This window comes from Blastococcus sp. CT_GayMR20 (assembly GCF_004570345.1).
On sequence record NZ_SPQM01000099.1, the window covers coordinates 1 to 18,465 of the forward strand.

Below are 18,465 nucleotides of genomic sequence, written 5' to 3' on the forward strand. Positions count from 1 at the left end.
CAACCTGATGATCCAGGGCGTCTACCAGGAGAAGCCGCCGCTGCCCTTCACGCCGGGCAGCGAGCTGTGCGGCGAGATCGTCGGGACCGGCCAGCGCGTGCTCGGTTCGACGTCCGGTGGCCCGGGGGCGTTCGCCGAGTACGCGCTCATGGACGCCGACGCCGCGTGGCCCGTGCCGGACGGCATGTCCGACGAGAAGGCCGCCTCGCTCTACATCACCTACCAGACCGGCCACGTCGGCCTGCACCGCCGGGCGCACCTGCGGGCGGGGGAGTGGCTGCTCGTCCACGCCGGCGCCGGCGGGGTCGGGTCGGCGGCCATCCAGCTCGGCAAGGCGGCCGGCGCGAAGGTCATCGCGACGGCCGGTGGCGCGGAGAAGGTCCAGGTCTGCAAGGAGCTCGGTGCCGACCACGCGATCGACTACAGGTCCGAGGACTTCGTCGCGCGAGTCAAGGAGGTGACCGGCGGCCGCGGCGCCGACGTCATCTACGACCCGGTCGGCGGCGACATCTTCGACCAGTCGCGCAGGTGTATCGCCTTCGAGGGGCGGCTGATCGTGGTCGGCTTCACCAGCGGGCGCATCCCGGACGCGCCGGCGAACCACGTGCTGGTGAAGAACTACAGCGTCGTCGGGCTCCACTGGGGCCTGTACCGGAAGTACGACCCGGCCCTGTTCGGCATGGTGCACGAGGACCTCGTCCGGCTCGTCGACGAGGGCCACATCGACCCGATGGTCAGCCAGACACTGCCGCTCGACGAGGCCCCTGCGGCGCTCCGGGCGCTGGGTGACCGCAGCACCGTCGGCAAGGTCGTCCTCGTCCCCTGAGGCGATCGCGCGGGAGCGTCCTAGCCTGGAATGGTCATGACGGACCCGGCCGACGCACGGACCCACCTGCGGGCGGACTGCGCGAACTGCGCCGCCCTCTGCTGCGTCGGGCCGGCCTTCGCGGCCTCCGCCGACTTCGCCATCGACAAGCCGGCCCGCGTGCCGTGCCCGAACCTGCGGGCCGACGACCTGTGCGGCATCCACGACCGGCTGCGCGACCGCGGCTTCCCCGGCTGCCAGACCTTCGACTGCTTCGGCGCGGGCCAGCACGTCACCCAGGGCACCTTCGCGGGGCGCAGCTGGCGGCAGTCGCCCGAGCTGGCGGCGACGATGTTCGGCGTCCTGCCGGTGATGCGGCAGCTGCACGAGGCCCTCTGGTACCTGGCCGAGGCGGCGACCCTGCCCGCCGCCGTGCCCCTGGCGGACGAGATCGATGCCGCGCGGGTCCGCACGGAGGCGTTGTCGCGGGGCACCGCCGAGCAGCTGGGCGTCCTCGACATCGGCGCCCATCGCGCCGAGGTGGGGCAGCTGCTGGGCCGGATCAGCGCACTCGTCCGCAGCGGCCCCGACCACCGCGACGCCGATCTCATCGGCCGCGACCTGCGCCGCCGGGACCTGCGCGACGCGAGCCTGCGGGGCGCCTACCTGATCGCCGCGGACCTGCGCGGTGTCGACCTGGGGACGGCGGACCTGCTGGGCGCCGACCTGCGCGACGCCGACCTCCGGGGCGCCGACCTGAGCCGTTGCCTGTTCCTCACCCAACCCCAGGTGACCGCCGCGCGGGGGGACGTGTCGACAAGGCTCCCTGTCGCCTTGTCGCGCCCGGCGCACTGGCGGTAGGCCGCACCCCGGACGACTCGTCGCTCGTTGTCCTGATGTGACCAGGGCCCGGCGAACGGGCGTCGTCGAACCGCTCATCGGCGACGCGCGCTCAGACTACGCGGACTCGTTCGAGATCTCCGTGGCGGGACCGGACGGGTGGACGGCGGAGGAGTGGCTGCGGGCGGGCCTCGAGGAGGCACCGGCGCTGCTCCGGCGGGTCATCGTGGCGGCGCACCGGCACGTGCTCGGCTTCCGGCTGGCCCCGCCGGGGGTGAGTGACTCCGTCCTGGGCTGGCGGACGGCGACGGTCCGACCCGAGGTGATCCGGCTGGAGGCGGCGGGACCGCTGCTCGACGGGGTGATCGTGGGACGGCGGCTGGAGACCCGGACCGTCCTCACGACGTCGCTGCGCTACCGCCGGCCGGTCCTCGCCCGCTTCGTCTGGCTCTGCGTGGGCCCCCTGCACCGTCGGATCGCGCCCTACCTGCTGGAGCGGGCGGCCGCCCTCGCCGGCGCGGCTAGATGACCGGCAGCGGCAGGTAGGACAGGCGGGCGCGGCGGCGCAGGATCACCTTGCGCGTGCCGTCGGGGTGCAGCTGGAGCCGGGCGAGCTCCCAGCCGCCCGTGTCCGCCTGCAGGCTCAGCATGGTCGCCGCTGCGGACCGGGACGTGCCCGGCGGGATCCGCAGCGGCGCGTACTGGTAATCCGCGACCGCCTCCATCCCGGCGATTGTGCATGCCTCCGGCGCTCCGGTCACCTGCCGCGTGCCCGGGTCTGCCCGAACGTGTCCGGAACGGCAGGATGGGCGGCGACCGATCCCTGCCGACGAGGAGGACGACGTGACCGAGCCCGGTACCCCGACCGACGTGCCCGACGCCGACCGCGCGGAGCAGGAAGCGCTCCTGGACCCGCCCGCCGTGACCTCGGCCGGGGACGCCGCGTCGCCCGGGGTGGGGGTTCCGGAGGCCGACGCCCTGGAGCAGCAGCTGTCGGCCCGTCCGGGGGAGGCGGGCAGCCCCGTGCGCCCGGTCGGCGACCGGGAGGCGAACGAGGCCGACGTCCTCGAGCAGGAACTCGACGTGCCGCTGGACGACGACGAACCGGTCTGACTCAGTTCCGGTTCTCGGCCAGCAGCTTCGCCAGGCGCGTGCGGCGCGGCCGCACGTCGACCTCGCGCACCGCACGGGCGAGGGCCGAGCCACTGGCGTGCACGATCGACAGGTGGCTCTGCGCGCGCGTGAGCGCCGTGTAGATCAGCGGGCGGGACAGCATCCCGCCCGCCTCCGGCGGCACCACGACCACGACACCCGGCCACTCCGAGCCCTGGGCGCGGTGCACGGTGATCGCCCAGCCGTGCCGGAGATCCGACATCGCCCTGCCGGTCACGGTCACGGGACCCGACGCGAAGGCGATGTCGAGCGAGCCGTCGCCGGTCTTGGTCACCACCCCGGTCTCCCCGTTGGCGAAGCCGGTCGGCTCCAGCTCGAGGTGGTTGGCCGTGGCCACGACCCGGTCACCGACGTCGAAGCCCCAGACCGTCCCCTCGCCGGGGTTGAGCACGGCCTTCAGCGCCTTGTTGAGCTCGATGGTCCCCGCCGGACCGCGGTGCACCGGCGTCACGACCTGCACCGAGCCGGGGTCGATGCCGAGCACCCGCGGGATGGAGTCGGTGACCAGCTGCACCACCCGGCGGGACGCCTCCGCGCTGCCCGTCGCCGGCACGATCACGACCTCGCGATCGGGGGAGTCGACCGGCGGCAGCTCGCCGCCCCGCACCGCGGTGGCCAGCCGGGCGATCGCGCCGCCCTCTGCCTGCCGGTACAGCGTGGTCAGCTCGGTGACCGGGACGGCGCCGGAGTCGATCAGGTCGCCGAGCACGTGGCCCGGCCCGATCGACGGCAGCTGCGCGGGGTCGCCGACCAGCAGCAGGTGCGTGCCGTCGGGGCACGCCTCCAGCAGCGCCGCGGTCAGCTCGACGTCGAGCATGGAGGCCTCGTCGACCACGATCACGTCGGCGTCGAGCGGCCACTCCTCGTTGCGGGCGAACCCGCCGGTCATGCCCTGCGCGCCGAGCAGCCGGTGCACCGTCGTCGCCGGGTGGTCGGTGAGCTCCTCGAGCCGCTTGGCCGCTCGGCCGGTGGGCGCGGCGAGCGCGATGTCGGTGCCCTTCGCGCGCAGCAGCTTCACGACCGCCGCCACGGTGCGGCTCTTGCCGGTGCCCGGACCACCGGTGAGCAGGCTGACGCCGGACCCCAGCACCTGGGCGACCGCAGCCTTCTGAGCCTCGTCCAGGCCCTTCGCCACCGTGCGGACCGACGCCGGGTCGGCGATCCGCTCCGCCGTCGCGGCCAGCCGGGTGATCGCCTCGGCGACCAGCTCCTCGGCCATGCCGTACCGCGCCAGCGAGAGAGACCGCAGCGCCGGATCTGGCTCCTCGTCCGGGCTCTCCGGCTCCGGCGGCTCGTGCTCCAGGACGTCGCCCGAGTCGACCGCGGCCACGATCGCGGCCGCCGGGTCGGCGATGCCCTCGGCGCGCAGAGCGGCGACGACCAGGTCGGCGGGGAGGACGGTGTGCCCGTCACGGGTCGCCGTCCGCAGGGTCATGCCCACGATGGCCCGGCCTCGGCGGCTGTCCTGCCGGTCGGCTCCGGAGAGGACGGCGATGGCGAGCCGGTCGGCGTCGCCGAGGGTGACGCCGGTCAGGCTCAGCAGCGCCCAGGGGTCGTCCTTGAGCCGGCGGGCGGCGTCCGGCCCGAGGGTGTCGGCGACGCCGGCGGCCAGCTTCGCCTCCAGCCCGGCCGCGACGAGCAGCCCCACGACCTCGTAGGTCGGCTGGGCGGACAGGAAGCTGGAGAACAGCCGCTCGGCGCGCTGGCGGCCGACCTTCGGCAGCTTGATCAGCCGGTCGGCCGAGACGTCGTCGGGGGAGACGATGCCGACGCCCGGGAGCTCCGCCGCCGTCCGCCGGCCGAGGCCCGGCCACAGGCCGGCGGCACAGAACGCGGCGAAGACTCGGTCCCCGCCGACGGCCGCGTCCGCCCGGGTGCTCGCCGGGGTGCTCACCGCTCCTGCCGGCGCTCGGGGTAGCTGAACGGTGGGGCCGAGACGTCCTCGAGCGCCGTCCGGATGGCGGCCGGCAGCCGGACGCCGTCGGCATCGAGGGAGGCCTGCAGCTGCTGGGCGGTGCGGGCGCCGACGATCGGCGCGACGACACCCGGCCGGTCGCGCACCCAGGCCAGCGCCACGGCCAGCGGCGTGGTGCCCAGCCCGTCGGCGGCGGTGATCACGGCCTCGACGATGCGGTCGGAGGTCGCCGAGCGCAGCCCGTCGATGAACCCCTGCCACTGCGGCGAGGCGCCGCGGGACTCCGACGGCGTCGAGTGCCGGTACTTGCCGGTCAGCAGCCCGCGGCCGAGCGGTGACCAGGCGAGGACGCCGATCCCGAGTGACTCCGCCGCCGGCACCACCTCGCGCTCGACCCCGCGCTGGAGCAGCGAGTACTCGACCTGCGTGCTGACGATCGGCGTGCGGCCCGGCCAGGCGCGCTGCCAGGTGGCGGCCTGCGCGGTCTGCCAGCCGGTGTAGTTGCTGATGCCGATGTAGCGGGCGCGGCCGGAGGAGACCGCGAGGTCGCACGCGGCCATGGTCTCCTCGATCGGCGTGGCGTCGTCCCAGGCGTGCAACTGCCAGAGGTCGACGTGGTCGAGGCCGAGACGCTCCAGCGAGGCGTCGAGGGCGGCCAGCAGGTGCCCGCGCGAGGCGCCGCGGCCCATCGGTCCGGCCTTCGTGCGGCCCACCGCCTTCGTCGCGACCAGGACGTCGGACCGGGGGACGACGTCGGTGAGCAGGTGGCCGAGGACGCGCTCGCTCTCCCCGTCGCAGTAGACGTCGGCGGTGTCGACCAGCGTCCCGCCCGCGTCGACGAAGGCGGTCAACTGCATGGCGGCCTCGTCCTCGTCGGTGTCACGGCCCCACGTCATGGTGCCCAGCGCGAGCCGGGAGACGACCAGACCGCTCCGTCCCAGCGCACGTTGCTCCACGTCGGGAAAACCTACCGGCGACCGCTGTGCGGTACCGGGCAGTGTGGAAACCGCCGGGGCGGCGCGGCGGGTCGCGGCCGGTGCCCGCCTAGGGTGACCCCTCGTGCCTGCCCGACCGCTCCGTACCGTCCGCCGCCTCCCCGCCGGGAGGAGCTGAGATGGGCTGGGTCGAAGCCGTCGTCCTCGGGATCGTGCAGGGACTCACCGAGTTCCTGCCGATCTCCTCCAGCGCCCACCTGCGGCTGGTGGGCGAGCTGTTCGGCTGGGACGACCCGGGCGCGGCTTTCACGGCGATCACCCAGATCGGCACCGAGGCCGCCGTCCTCCTGTACTTCCGCCACGACATCGCGCGGATCGTCGTGGCGTGGCTGGGCTCGCTGGGGGGAGGGCGGAAGGGCGACCCGGACGCGCGGATGGGCTGGCTGATCATCGTCGGCAGCATCCCGATCGTCGTCCTCGGGCTGCTGTTCCAGGACTCGATCGAGACGACGCTGCGCGACCTGCGGATCGTCGCAACGGCGCTGGTGCTGTTCTCGCTGATCCTCTACTGGGCCGACCGGGTGGGGGCCAAGAAGCGCGAGCTCGCCGACCTCACCGTGCCGCACGGCATCGCCTTCGGGTTCGCCCAGGCGATGGCGCTGATCCCGGGCGTCTCGCGGTCGGGCGGCACGATCACGATGGGGCTGTTCCTCGGGTACTCGCGGTCGGCCGCGGCGCGCTACTCGTTCCTGCTCGCCGTCCCCGCCGTCCTCGGATCGGGGTTCTTCCAGGCCTACGAGGCGCTGACCGGGGACGTCGCTGGCGAGGGCGTGTCCTGGGGGCCGACGGTCCTGGCCACGGTCATCGCGTTCGGCGTGGGCCTGACGGTCATCGCGTGGCTGCTGCGCTACCTCGACCGCGGCAGCTTCACGCCGTTCGTCGTCTACCGGGTGCTGCTCGGCGTCCTGGTGCTGGCACTGGTCCAGACGGGTGTCCTCGACCCGACCTAGGCTTCTGGCCGTGACGACCGTCCTGCTCCTGCGCCACGGCCGGACGACGGCCAACACCGGTGGCGTGCTCGCCGGCTGGACCCCGGGCGTGCGGCTCGACGAGACCGGCACGGCGCAGGTGCAGGCCGTGGGGGAGCGGCTGGCGAAGGTTCCGCTCGCCGCGATCGTGAGCAGCCCGCTGGACCGTTGCCGGCAGACGGCCGCGGCACTGGCGGACGGCCGGGAGGTCGAGGTCCAGACCGACGACCGCCTGGGCGAGGCCCGCTACGGCGACTGGACCGGGCGCGCCCTCAAGGACCTGGTCAAGGACCCGCTCTGGAAGGTCGTCCAGCAGCATCCGTCGGCCGCGGTGTTCCCCGGCCCGGAGGGCGAGGGGCTCGCGCAGACGCAGGCCCGCGCCGTCGCCGCCGTCCGCGAGTGGAACGCGAAACTCGGTCCCGAGGCCGTCTGGCTCGCCTGCAGCCACGGCGACGTGATCAAGGCGATCCTGGCCGACGCGCTGGGCCTGCACCTGGACCAGTTCCAGCGCATCGTCGTCGACCCGGCGTCGATCTCCGTGGTCACCTATACCGAGACCCGGCCGTTCGTCGTCCGCATGAACGACACCGGTGGGGACGTCTCGGCGCTGATCCCGCCACCTCGCAAGCGGCGCCGGCGCACGGCGTCGTCCGACGCCGTCGTGGGCGGGGGCGCCGGGACGCCCGCGTAACCTGGGCCCGTGCCCCGTCAGGTCCATCTCTTCGATCGTCCGAGCCGGTTCGTCGCCGGCACCGTGGGCCAGCCAGGCGACCGCACCTTCTACCTCCAGGCGTCCGACGAGACCGGCCGCACCGTGAGCGTCGCCCTGGAGAAGACCCAGGTGCAGGTCCTCGCCGACCGCATGAACGAGCTCCTCGACGAGGTCGCCGGCCGGGCCGGGGCGGTGATCCCGCCCGACGCCGACGTCGACGACCTCGACCCGCTGGTCGTGCCGGTCGACGAGGAGTTCCGCGTCGCGGCCATGGGCCTGGCCTGGGACGGCAGCGAGGAGGCAGTCGTCGTGGAGGCCGTGGCCGCCACCGACGAGCCCATCGACGAGGAGGCGATCCTCTCCGACAGCGAGGAGGGTCCCGACGCGCTCCGCGTGACGATCACGCCGATGGCCGCCCGGGCCTTCGTGGCCCGCGCCCGCCGCGTCGTCGCCGCCGGGCGGCCGCCGTGCCCGCTGTGCTCGCTGCCGCTCGACCCGGCCGGGCACGTGTGCCCGCGGCAGAACGGCTACCGCCGCTGACCGGCGGCTGCCCATGAGCGAGCAGCCCGCCACGCCCGATCTGCGCGCGCCCTCGGACGACGCGGAGGCGCTGTGCCTGCTGAACGAGGGCGACATCGACCTCGAGGGGCGGCTGCTCGACGCGTCGAACGTGACGCTGGTCGGGACGATCCGCACCGGCACGCTCGCCGCGGAGTGCGTCTACAAGCCGGTCGCGGGGGAGCGGCCGCTCTGGGACTTCCCCGACGGCACACTCGCCGGCCGGGAGATCTCCGCGTTCCTCGTGTCCGAGGCCACCGGCTGGCGGGTGGTCCCCCCCACGGTGCTGCGGGAGGGCCCCTTCGGGCCCGGCATGGTGCAGCTCTGGATCGACGGAGACGACGACGTCGACCTCGCTGCGTTCGTGCGGCGCGACGATCCGGCGCTGCGGCGGATGGCGGTCTACGACGCGGTGGTGAACAACGCCGACCGCAAGGGCGGGCACATCATCCCGATGCCCGACGGCCACGTGTACGGCGTGGACCACGGCATCTGCTTCTCCACCGATCCCAAGCTGCGCACCCTGCTGTGGCGCTGGGCGGGCAAGCCGCTGACCGCCGAGGCCCTCGAAGTGCTGGAGCGGCTGGCCGACGAGCTGCGCAGCGACCTGGGGGAGCAGCTGCACGAGCACCTGACCCGCACGGAGGTGCGGTCCACCCAGAAGCGGGTCGCCGAGCTGCTGCGCACGCGCAAGCACCCCGAGCCCAGCGGCGAGTGGCCCGCCCTGCCCTGGCCGCCGTTCTGACAGGACCCCCTGCCCCCCACCGCTCGCAAGCTCGCGGCGGGACCCTGCAGGGGGCCGATGGACTGCGCCAGGATGCGTGTCATGCCGCATCGCAGCCGCCTGGGAATCCTGCTGCTCGACCTACCCCCGGAGCACCACGTCGCCGGGATCGACTTCTGGTCGGGGGCCACCGGCCAACCGATCACGCCGGACTCGACCGACGACGACTGGAACTCCCTCGGCGTCTTCGGCGGCTGGCACGTCGAGGTGCAGCGCACCGGGTCGGGCACGCCACCCCGCTGGCACGTCGACATCGAGACCGACGACATCCCCGCCGAGGTCGACCGGCTGGAGGCGCTCGGCGCCACCCGGCACCGGGACATGGGCTCGTTCTGGCAGATGCTCGATCCGGCCGGCCTGGTCTTCTGCGTGGTCGGCATCCAGACGGGCGAGGCGTTCGAGCGCCACGCGGTGACCTGGCCGTGAGCACCACGCGCGTGAGCCGGCTGCTGAAGGCACCGCGGCCGGCTGTGTACCGGGCGCTCACGGACCCGGGGTCGATCGCCCGCTGGCGCTTCCCCGGCGGGATGACCAGCGTCGTCGAGCCGCACGAGGACGGCGGGTTCCGCGTCACGCTCACGTACGAGACCCCGGACCGGAAGGGCAAGACCTCCGAGCGCAGTGACACCTACCGGGCCCGGTTCACCGAGCTGGTGCCGGACGCGCACGTCGTCGAGGTGGACGAGTTCGAGACCACCGACCCGCAGCTCGCCGGCGAGATGACCATGACCATCACGCTGCGCGACGGCGACGGCGGCACCGAGCTGGTCGCCGTCCACGAGGGCGTGCCGGCAGGGGTGGCCCCGGAGGACAACGAGCTGGGCTGGCGGATGGCACTGGACCGGCTGGCCGCGCTGGTCGAGGAGTGACCTACTCCAGCGAGACGAGGCCGATCATCGCGGCCGCCTGCGACGGGTCGCCGTGCACGGTCAGCACCTCGATCGGCACCCGACGCCATGCGGCGAGCAGCAGGTCGCCGGCGTTCCCGGTGAGCGTGGCGATCGGGAAGGGCCGCGAGCCGGGGAAGAGGGTCCGCTCGGCGTCGGCGTCCAGGACGTGGAACACCACGGGGTGCGCACCGGCCGGCGGCCCGTCGGGCAGCGCACTCGGAACCATGACCTCGAGCCATTCGTCGAGGCCGTCCAGCCCGACGTCGGCCGGGATGGGCCGGACGGCACCCAGCACCTGCTCGACGTCGGCGGTGTGCACCGTCGCCTCCTGCAGCTGCCGCCGCAGCACGAAGGCCACGTCCTGCTGTGGCGCCCACGTCCACACGCGCTCGGACGGGTCGGCACCCGCGAGCACGGTCTCCAGTTCGGCGTTCTGCGCGATGAGGAAGCCGAGCAGTTCGTCGTCCGGGTGCCGGGCCGGCTCGAGGTAGGTCGACGGGTCCGGCGCCCGGGTCTTCACCACCCATGCCCAGAAGTGCTGCACCTCCGACAGGTGCCACACCAGGTCGTTCAGCTTCCAGCCGGGGCAGCCCGGCACCGGTGCCTGCCAGCCGTGCTCGAGGACGGCTTCCGCGGTCGCGTCGGCGAACCGCGCGTTCGTCTTCTCCAGGACCGGGAGGTACTCGTCGAGCTCCATCGCTCCCCCTCGCGCCGCCGTCGACACGGACCGACGCTAGGGCAGCAGCCCGCCGAACGGGAGCGGTCCGGTGCGCGACGCAGGATCGTCCGGCCGCCGATCTAGGCTTCAGCCGTGCTCTCCTGGCCCGCCCCGCTGCTCCCGACCCTGCCCGGGACCGGGCCCGTCCTCAAGCTCCACGACACCTCCCGCGCCGAGATCGTGGCCACCAGCCCCGGCCCGACGGCGCGCATGTACGTCTGCGGCATCACCCCGTACGACGCCACCCACCTGGGGCACGCGGCGACCTATCTCGCGTTCGACCTGGTCAACCGCATGTGGCGGGACGCCGGCCACGCCGTCCACTACGTCCAGAACGTCACCGACATCGACGACCCGCTGCTCGAGCGGGCCGAGCGCGACCACGACGACTGGATCGTCCTCGGGATGCGCGAGACGGCGCTCTTCCGCGAGGACATGACGGCGCTGCGCGTGCTGCCGCCGGAGGACTTCGTGGGCGCGGTCGAGTCCATCCCGCGGATCGTGGCCCACATCGAGGACCTGCTGACCGAGGGGCTGGCCTACGTCCTGGACGACGGCACCGGCGACATCTACCACGACGTGGCCCAGGCGCCGGGCTTCGGCGGGGAGTCCCGCTACGACGAGGCGACGATGCTGCGGTTCTTCGCGGAGCGCGGGGGAGACCCCGACCGGGCGGGCAAGCGCCATCCGCTGGACCCCATGCTGTGGCGCGGCGAGCGGCCGGGCGAGCCCTCCTGGCCCGGCCCGCGCGGTGCGGCCGGCCGGCCGGGCTGGCACATCGAGTGCGCCACCATCGCGCTCGACACGATCGGCATGGGCTTCGACGTCCAGGGCGGCGGCAGCGACCTGATCTTCCCGCACCACGAGTACTCCGCCGTGCACGCCGAGGCGCTCACTGCCACGAAGCCCTTCGCCCGGGCCTACGTGCACGCGGCGATGATCGGCCTGGACGGCGAGAAGATGAGCAAGAGCCGCGGCAACCTGGTCTTCGTCTCCCGCCTGCGGGGGGACGGCGTCGACCCGATGGCCATCCGTCTGGCACTGCTCTCCGGGCACTACCGCACCGACCGCCCCTGGACGGCGGACCTGCTGAAGACCGCCGAGGAACGACTCGCCACGTGGCGCCGGGCGGTGTCCCTGGACGCCGGTGCGCCCGCCGCGCCGCTGCTGCGCGGACTGCGCGAGCGGCTGGCCGACGACCTGGACAGCCCCGGCGCGATCGCCCTGGTCGACGAGTGGGCGGACCGGACGCTGGCGGGGCTCGGGGACTCGGAGGAGGAGGCGCCGCGGATCGTGTGCGACGCCGTCGACGCCCTGTTGGGTGTGGCGCTCGGGGACTGCGGATGACGGCCGGCCCGTTCCGGTTCACCGACCGGGCCGCCCGCGAGCGGCGGGAGCACGACCTCGCCCCGGCGGCGACCCGCGCGGCGGACAGCCGCGGGCGGGCCCGCCCGGAAGCCGAGGACGAGCTGCGGACGGCCTTCGAGCGCGACCGCGACCGCATCCTGCACGCCAAGGCCTTCCGCCGGCTCAAGCACAAGACCCAGGTCTTCCTGAACCCCGACGGCGACCACTTCGTCACCCGGCTCACCCACACGCTGCAGGTCACGCAGGTCGCGCGCTCGCTGGCACGGGCGCTCGGGTTGAACGAGACCCTCGCCGAGGCCATCGCACTCGCCCACGACGTCGGCCACTCGCCGTTCGGCCACCTGGGCGAGGACGCCCTCGAGCCGTACGTCCCCGGCGGTTGGCACCACGCCGCGCAGGGCGTGCGCATCGTGGAGGTGCTGGAGCACCTGAACCTCACGTGGGAGGTGCGCGACGGCGTCCGGTCGCACAGCTGGAAGATCGACCCGCCGCCGTCCACCCGCGAGGGCGAGTGCGTCCGGTACGCCGACCGGATCGGCTACCTCTCCCACGACGCGCTCGACGCGATCCGGGCCGGCGTGCTGCGCGCGGACGACCTGCCGTCCCGGGCGCGGGCCGTGTTCGGGGAGCCCGGCAGCGAGATGGTCGGCGCCATGATCGACGCCGTCGTCGCGGGGAGCCTGTCACCCGAGAACACCGCCGGCGCCGTCGTCATGGATCCCGACGCGCTCGAGGCGATGCACGAGCTGCGGGCCTTCATGTTCCAGCGGGTCTACAACTCGCAGACCGCCGCCGGGCAGAAGCACGTGGCGATCGAGGTGATCCGCCGGCTGGTGGACCACCACCTCGAGCACCCCGACCTGATCCCTGCGAGCTACCGGGACACCGAGGCCGACGAGGTCACGCAGGTCGTGGACTACGTGTCGGGGATGACCGACCGGTTCGCGCTGAACATGCACGACCGGCTGTTCGACGCCGACGCCAGCTCCCAGCTGACGCCATTACTTCGCGATCCGCCGGATCGCACCGCGGCCAGGTAGCGTCCCCGACCCGGGCTGAGCCGCTGCGTCGCGCCTGCGCGGACCCCTTCGGGGCCCACTCGGCGCGACAGGCCGGGAGCCTTTGTCGCTCAGCCGCCGGTCGAGCCGCGGCGGCGGAGGTAGCGCTCGAACTCCCGCGCGATCTGGTCGCCGTTCGCCTGCGACAGGTCGACCTCGGTCGCCCGCTCCTCGAGCGAGCGCACGTACTCGATGACCTCGGCGTCCTCGTTGGCCATCTCGTCGACGGTCTTGACCCAGTCGTCGGCCTGCTCGGGCAGCGCCCCCAGGGGCACGGGGATCTCCAGGACCTCCTCGACCCGCTGCAGCAGCGCCACGGTCGCGCGCGGAGACGGCGGCTGCGAGACGTAGTGGGGGACGGCGGCCCAGAAGCTGATCGCCGGCAGTCCCGCCTGCACGCACGCGTCCTGGAAGACGCCGAGGATGCCCGTGGGGCCCTCGTAGCGGGAGGTCTCCAGGCCGTACGCCCGGGCCGAGCCCGAGTCGTAGGCCGAGCCGGTGACCGGCGTGGGACGCGTGTGCGGAGTGTCGGCCAGCATCGCACCGAGGGCCACGACGATCGAGACGTCCAGCTCCTCGAGGATCGCCAGGAGCTCGTCGCAGAACCCGCGCCACCGCATGTTCGGCTCGATGCCGCGGATGAGCACCACATCGCGCTCGCTGCCCGGCGGTCGGGCGACCGAGATGCGCGTCGTCGGCCACTCGATCCGACGGCTCACCCCGCCGATCAGGGAGACCGTCGGCCGGTTGACCTGGAAGTCGTAGTAGTCCTCGGGGTCCAGCGCGGCGAGCGGCTTGGCGTCCCAGATCAGTTCCAGGTGCTCGACCGCCCCCGTCGCGGCGTCCCCGGCGTCGTTCCAGCCCTCGAACGCGACCACGACGAGCGGATCGGTCAGCTGGGGCAGGTCGTCAGCGGCGGACTTGGGCTCGATCACCCTTCCGAGCCTACGTCGATCCGGCGCTCCCGCCCTGCTCGACGACTCCTCCGGGTCACTCCAGGCCGAAGCCGTCGTGCGACGCGGGGGAGCGTCTCGCGCAGCGGGCTTGGCGGCGGATGAGAGGATGTCGGTCGACATCGGGAACGCCCAGGCCTGGGCCAGCCCGCCGGGGTGGGGCCGTCGACGCCCGCAGCCCACCCGAAGGACCTCTGGGGATCATCCTGTGTCCAACAATCCTTCCCTCCGCCCGGACGCCACGGCCGCGCTCACCGCGCTGCTCCAGCAGCGGATCCTCGTGCTGGACGGCGCCATGGGCACCGCGATCCAGCGGGACCGGCCGGACGAGGCGGGTTACCGCGGTGAGCGCTTCGCCGACTGGCCGACCGACGTCCAGGGGAACAACGACCTCCTGAGCATCACTCAGCCGGCGATCATCGCCGGTATCCACCGCGAGTACCTCGAGGCCGGCGCCGACCTCATCGAGACCAACACGTTCAACGCGACGGCCATCTCGCTGAGCGACTACCAGATGCAGGACCTCGCCTACGAGCTGAACGTCGCAGCTGCCCGGCTCGCCCGCCGCGAGTGCGACGCGATGACCGAGCGCACCCCCCAGAAGCCGCGCTTCGTCGTCGGCGCGATCGGCCCGACCAGCCGGACGGCGTCCATCTCGCCCGACGTGAACGACCCCGGCGCGCGCAACGTCACCTACGACGAGCTGGTCGAGGCCTACCTGGAGCAGGCCAACGGCCTCGTGGACGGCGGCGCCGACGTGCTGCTCATCGAGACCATCTTCGACACGCTCAACGCGAAGGCGGCGATCTTCGCGCTGGAGACGCTGTTCGAGGAACGGGGCCGCCGCTGGCCGGTGATGATCTCGGGAACCATCACCGATGCCTCCGGCCGCACGCTGTCGGGCCAGGTCACCGAGGCGTTCTGGCACTCGGTCCGGCACGCGCAGCCGCTTCTGGTGGGCCTCAACTGCGCCCTCGGTGCGAAGGAGATGCGGCCCTACATCGCCGAGCTGTCGCGGGTCGCGGACACCTTCGTGTCCTGCTATCCGAACGCCGGCCTGCCCAACGCGTTCGGCGAGTACGACGAGTCGCCCGCCGAGACCGCGGCCGTCCTGGCGGAGTTCACCGACAGCGGCTTCGTCAACGTCGTCGGTGGCTGCTGCGGCACCACGGCGGCGCACATCGCCGCGATCGCCGCCGTGGCCGACGGCAAGGCCCCGCGCACGCCGGCGCAGGTCCGACCGGGTCTGCGGCTGTCCGGCCTGGAGCCGGTGACGATCACCGAGGACTCGCTCTTCGTCAACGTCGGCGAGCGCACGAACATCACCGGCTCCGCCCGATTCCGCAACCTGATCAAGGCCGGGGACTACGTGACCGGGCTCGCGGTCGCCCGCCAGCAGGTCGAGGCGGGCGCGCAGGTCATCGACATCAACATGGACGAAGGGATGATCGACGGCGTCGCCGCGATGGACCGCTTCACCAAGCTCATCGCGAGCGAGCCCGACATCAGCCGCGTCCCGACGATGATCGACTCCTCGAAGTGGGACGTCATCGAGGCCGGTCTGAAGAACGTGCAGGGCAAGGCGATCGTCAACTCGATCTCCCTCAAGGAGGGCGAGGAGAAGTTCGTCCGCGAAGCGCGGCTGTGCCGGAAGTACGGCGCCGCGATCGTCGTCATGGCCTTCGACGAGGACGGGCAGGGCGACACCCTCGAACGCCGGACGCAGATCTGCCGGCGCGCCTACGACATCCTCGTCGAGCAGGTCGGCTTCCCGGCCGAGGACATCATCTTCGATCCCAACATCTTCGCCGTCGCCACGGGCATCGAGGAGCACGCCAACTACGGCCTGGACTTCATCGAGGCCACTCGGTGGATCAAGCAGAACCTGCCCGGCGCGCTGGTCTCCGGCGGCGTCTCGAACGTCTCGTTCTCCTTCCGCGGTAACAACCCCGTGCGCGAGGCCATCCACTCGGTCTTCCTGTACCACGCGATCGAGGCCGGGCTGGACATGGCGATCGTCAACGCCGGCCAGCTCGAGGTCTACAGCGAGGTGCCCGAGCTGCTCCGCGAGCGCATCGAGGACGTCATCCTCAACCGTCGCCCGGACAGCACCGAGCGCCTCCTGGAGATCGCCGGTGACTTCGCCGGCGACGGTTCGGTCAAGGAGGTGGCCACCGAGGAGTGGCGGTCGCTGCCGGTCGACGAGCGGATCACCCACGCCCTGGTCAAGGGGATCGACGCGTTCGTCGAGGACGACACCGAGGAGCTGCGCGCCCTCATCAGCGAGCGGGGCGGCCGGCCGATCGAGGTGATCGAGGGCCCGCTGATGGACGGCATGAACGTCGTGGGCGACCTGTTCGGCGCGGGCAAGATGTTCCTGCCGCAGGTGGTCAAGTCCGCCCGTGTGATGAAGAAGGCCGTCGCCTACCTGATCCCGTTCATCGAGGCGGAGAAGCAGCCCGGGGACGCCGAGCGCACCAACGGCAAGGTCGTCATGGCGACGGCCAAGGGCGACGTCCACGACATCGGCAAGAACATCGTCGGCGTCGTCCTCCAGTGCAACAACTACGACGTCGTCGACCTGGGCGTCATGGTGCCCGCGCAGAAGATCCTGGACACCGCCAAGGCGGAGGGTGCCGACATCATCGGCCTGTCCGGGCTCATCACGCCGTCGCTGGACGAGATGGTCAACCTGGCGTCGGAGATGGAGCGGCAGGGATTCGACATCCCGCTGCTCGTCGGCGGTGCCACGACATCGCGCGCCCACACGGCGGTCAAGATCGAGCAGAAGTACCACGGCCCGGTCATCTGGGTGAAGGACGCCTCCCGATCGGTGCCGGTCGTCGCGGCGCTGCTGTCCGACGAGCAGCGTCCGCAGCTGCTCGCCGAGACCCAGGCCGAGTACGAGGTGCTGCGCGAGCGGCACTTCGCCCGTCAGGACAGCCGGACCATGCTGCCGCTGGAGGCGGCGCGTGCTGCGGCTCCGGCGATCGACTGGAGCACCTACACCCCGCCGCGACCGCGGATGCTCCTGCAGCAGGCGATGGACGTCTGCAACGGGCCGTCCTGCGACCACCGCCACCACGACGCGACCCAGTTCGTGAAGACCCTGTCCGACTACCCACTCGCGGAGCTGCGCCGGTACATCGACTGGCAGCCGTTCTTCAACGCATGGGAGATGCGGGGCCGGTTCCCCGACATCCTCAACAACCCGACGACGGGCGAGGCCGCCCGCCGCCTCTACGAGGACGCGCAGGTCATGCTCGACCAGATCGTCGAGGCTGGTTGGCTGCGGGCCAACGGCGTCTTCGGCCTGTTCCCGGCCAACCAGGTGGACGGCGACGACATCGAGGTCTACACCGACGAGTCGCGCCGCACCGTCCTGACGACCCTGCACCAGCTCCGGCAGCAGACCGAGGGTCGGGACGGCTCACCGCGCAAGTCGCTGGCGGACTTCGTCGCGCCGAAGGCGACCGGACTGCGGGACTACGTCGGTGCCTTCGCGGTGACCGCGGGCCTCGGGTCGACCGAGCGCGTGGCGGAGTTCAAGAAGGGCAACGACGACTACAGCGCCATCCTCCTGGAGTCGCTGGCCGACCGGCTGGCCGAGGCGTTCGCCGAGCGGCTGCACGAGCGGGTGCGCAAGGAGTTCTGGGCCTACGCCCCCGACGAGCACCTCGACAACGAGTCGCTGATCTCGGAGAAGTACTCCGGCATCCGCCCGGCACCGGGCTATCCCGCGTGCCCGGAGCACACCGAGAAGCAGACGATCTGGGAGCTGCTCGACGTGGAGGCCACCACCGGCATCGAGCTCACCGAGAGCATGGCCATGTGGCCGGGGGCCGCCGTCAGCGGGCTCTACTTCTCGCACCCGGCGTCGCGCTACTTCGTGCTGGGGCGCATCGGCCGGGACCAGGTCGAGGACTACGCGCGCCGCAAGGGCTGGACGGTCGACGAGGCCGAGAAGTGGCTGTCGCCGAACCTCGGCTACCGCACCGAGGACGAATGAGCAGGTCGGACGCGCTGTGAAAACATCACATTTCAATAACGTGGATTTGTAGGTAGGTTGGCTCCCGTCCGCCGGAAACACTGTTCCTCAACCGAGGACGTCGGCCGGACACCGCCGAACCGTGCCGCGGCCGCCAGCCGCGGACGGACCGGGGACCCATGGATCCCCTGGGGTGAATCCTGCGCGCGCACCGCGGCAGGTAGGGCAACTTCCGGCCCGAACCCGTCAGCTAACTCGGTAGGCGGGTTGGGAAGAAACGGAGAGCCGCCCCTGTGGCGACCCTGAACCGCACCTCTGCACGTCTGCACGACGACAGCCCCCTCCTCCAGGACGACGACCGCGACGAGGCAGTCGCGCCCCGCGCCGCACGCCGGCCACGCCGTCGGCAGGCACCCCCCGCCCGGGTCGCCTACGCCCTGGGCATCGCGACCGTCTGCGCGATGGTCGTCATCGACCTCGCCGGCGGCGACCCCGCCGCGACGGCCAGCACGCAGGAGCAGTCGGCCTCGGTCGCCGTCGCCGCCGCGCTCGGCATCGACGGCAGCGGCGTCGACGTGCCCGCCACGGAGGACCCCGAGCTCCTGGGCCAGCTGGCCGCCAGCCGATCCGAGCGAGACCAGGACGAGGCTGCTGCAGCGACCGCCCAGGCACAGGCGGAGCAGGCGGCTGCGGCCGCCCGCGCCGAGGCCGAGGCCAAGGCGGCCTCGGCGGCCGCCTTG

The 18,465-nt window shown here is 72.7% G+C and carries 18 protein-coding genes, 1 pseudogene and 1 riboswitch; of the genes and pseudogenes, 14 read left to right on the forward strand and 5 right to left on the reverse strand.

What is annotated here, in order from left to right; translation table 11 throughout:
• The 3 genes from E4P40_RS19300 to E4P40_RS19310 form a co-directional block, all read left to right on the forward strand.
• Positions 1-826, forward strand: an 826-nt coding sequence (locus tag E4P40_RS19300) for an NADPH:quinone oxidoreductase family protein (RefSeq protein WP_135160125.1), incomplete at its 5' end; no start/stop codon positions are given.
• A 36-nt stretch (positions 827-862) separates the two neighbouring features.
• Positions 863-1,666 (forward strand): pentapeptide repeat-containing protein, encoded by an 804-nt coding sequence (locus E4P40_RS19305; protein WP_135160126.1) that lies wholly within the window; start codon positions 863-865, stop codon positions 1,664-1,666.
• 121 nt (positions 1,667-1,787) lie between these two features.
• Positions 1,788-2,174, forward strand: a complete 387-nt coding sequence (locus tag E4P40_RS19310) for a DUF2867 domain-containing protein (protein ID WP_135160127.1) — start codon at positions 1,788-1,790, stop codon at positions 2,172-2,174.
• Here the strand turns inward: E4P40_RS19310 and E4P40_RS19315 are convergent.
• A complete protein-coding gene (locus E4P40_RS19315) occupies positions 2,167-2,370 on the reverse strand; it encodes a DUF5703 family protein (RefSeq protein ID WP_034942189.1) in 204 nt (67 codons plus the stop codon). The two genes, E4P40_RS19310 and E4P40_RS19315, sit on opposite strands and share 8 nt — an antisense overlap.
• Before the next feature lie 118 nt (positions 2,371-2,488).
• Here E4P40_RS19315 and E4P40_RS19320 point away from each other — a divergent pair, with 118 nt between their 5' ends.
• Positions 2,489-2,758 carry a hypothetical protein gene (locus E4P40_RS19320; protein ID WP_135160128.1) on the forward strand — a complete coding sequence of 90 codons (270 nt, stop codon included), beginning with the start codon at positions 2,489-2,491 and terminating at the stop codon, positions 2,756-2,758.
• A 1-nt stretch (position 2,759) separates the two neighbouring features.
• Here the strand turns inward: E4P40_RS19320 and E4P40_RS19325 are convergent, their stop codons facing one another.
• Complete coding sequence (locus E4P40_RS19325; RefSeq protein WP_135160129.1) at positions 2,760-4,712, reverse strand: AAA family ATPase; 1,953 nt, start codon at positions 4,710-4,712, stop codon at positions 2,760-2,762.
• A complete protein-coding gene (locus E4P40_RS19330; protein ID WP_135160130.1) occupies positions 4,709-5,689 on the reverse strand; it encodes an aldo/keto reductase in 981 nt (326 codons plus the stop codon). The genes E4P40_RS19325 and E4P40_RS19330 overlap by 4 nt, the downstream gene beginning before the upstream one ends.
• A 158-nt stretch (positions 5,690-5,847) precedes the next feature.
• Between E4P40_RS19330 and E4P40_RS19335 the strand changes: the two genes are divergently transcribed.
• The 6 genes from E4P40_RS19335 to E4P40_RS19360 all read left to right on the forward strand — a co-directional run bounded on the left by E4P40_RS19335 (position 5,848) and on the right by E4P40_RS19360 (position 9,619).
• Positions 5,848-6,678 carry an undecaprenyl-diphosphate phosphatase gene (locus E4P40_RS19335; RefSeq protein WP_135160131.1) on the forward strand — a complete coding sequence of 277 codons (831 nt, stop codon included), beginning with the start codon at positions 5,848-5,850 and terminating at the stop codon, positions 6,676-6,678.
• A 10-nt stretch (positions 6,679-6,688) separates the two neighbouring features.
• Positions 6,689-7,387: a histidine phosphatase family protein gene (locus E4P40_RS19340; RefSeq protein WP_135160132.1), complete on the forward strand. Its 699-nt coding sequence runs from the start codon at positions 6,689-6,691 to the stop codon at positions 7,385-7,387.
• Positions 7,388-7,396: 9 nt separating this feature from the next.
• Positions 7,397-7,948: a DUF3090 family protein gene (locus E4P40_RS19345; protein ID WP_135160133.1), complete on the forward strand. Its 552-nt coding sequence runs from the start codon at positions 7,397-7,399 to the stop codon at positions 7,946-7,948.
• 13 nt (positions 7,949-7,961) lie between these two features.
• Positions 7,962-8,711 (forward strand): SCO1664 family protein, encoded by a 750-nt coding sequence (locus E4P40_RS19350; protein WP_135160134.1) that lies wholly within the window; start codon positions 7,962-7,964, stop codon positions 8,709-8,711.
• A gap of 81 nt (positions 8,712-8,792) precedes the next feature.
• Positions 8,793-9,176, forward strand: coding sequence for a VOC family protein (locus E4P40_RS19355; protein WP_135160135.1), 384 nt, complete (start codon positions 8,793-8,795; stop codon positions 9,174-9,176).
• Complete coding sequence (locus tag E4P40_RS19360; protein ID WP_135160136.1) at positions 9,173-9,619, forward strand: SRPBCC domain-containing protein; 447 nt, start codon at positions 9,173-9,175, stop codon at positions 9,617-9,619. Before E4P40_RS19355 ends, E4P40_RS19360 begins: the two co-directional genes overlap by 4 nt.
• A gap of 1 nt (position 9,620) precedes the next feature.
• Here the strand turns inward: E4P40_RS19360 and E4P40_RS19365 are convergent, their stop codons facing one another.
• On the reverse strand, positions 9,621-10,364 hold the full coding sequence (locus E4P40_RS19365) for a maleylpyruvate isomerase family mycothiol-dependent enzyme (protein WP_245160442.1): 744 nt from the start codon (positions 10,362-10,364) through the stop codon (positions 9,621-9,623).
• 87 nt (positions 10,365-10,451) lie between these two features.
• On the opposite strand from E4P40_RS19365, the gene mshC reads away from it, so the two are divergent.
• Positions 10,452-11,705 carry a cysteine--1-D-myo-inosityl 2-amino-2-deoxy-alpha-D-glucopyranoside ligase gene (gene mshC / locus E4P40_RS19370; protein WP_135160137.1) on the forward strand — a complete coding sequence of 418 codons (1,254 nt, stop codon included), beginning with the start codon at positions 10,452-10,454 and terminating at the stop codon, positions 11,703-11,705.
• The gene (locus E4P40_RS19375; protein WP_135160138.1) at positions 11,702-12,766 is read left to right on the forward strand and encodes an HD domain-containing protein; all 1,065 of its coding nucleotides are present in this window, start codon (positions 11,702-11,704) and stop codon (positions 12,764-12,766) included. The genes mshC and E4P40_RS19375 overlap by 4 nt, the downstream gene beginning before the upstream one ends.
• An 89-nt stretch (positions 12,767-12,855) precedes the next feature.
• On the opposite strand, the gene E4P40_RS19380 is transcribed toward E4P40_RS19375, so the two are convergent.
• Positions 12,856-13,719, reverse strand: a complete 864-nt coding sequence (locus tag E4P40_RS19380) for a PAC2 family protein (protein ID WP_135160139.1) — start codon at positions 13,717-13,719, stop codon at positions 12,856-12,858.
• Positions 13,720-13,945: 226 nt separating this feature from the next.
• Between E4P40_RS19380 and metH the strand changes: the two genes are divergently transcribed.
• Complete coding sequence (metH, locus tag E4P40_RS19385; RefSeq protein WP_245160443.1) at positions 13,946-17,746, forward strand: methionine synthase; 3,801 nt, start codon at positions 13,946-13,948, stop codon at positions 17,744-17,746.
• Positions 17,747-17,867: 121 nt separating this feature from the next.
• Positions 17,868-18,005, forward strand: a riboswitch (cyclic di-AMP (ydaO/yuaA leader).
• 13 nt (positions 18,006-18,018) lie between these two features.
• A pseudogene (locus E4P40_RS19390) lies at positions 18,019-18,465 on the forward strand (hypothetical protein); the annotation flags it as partial.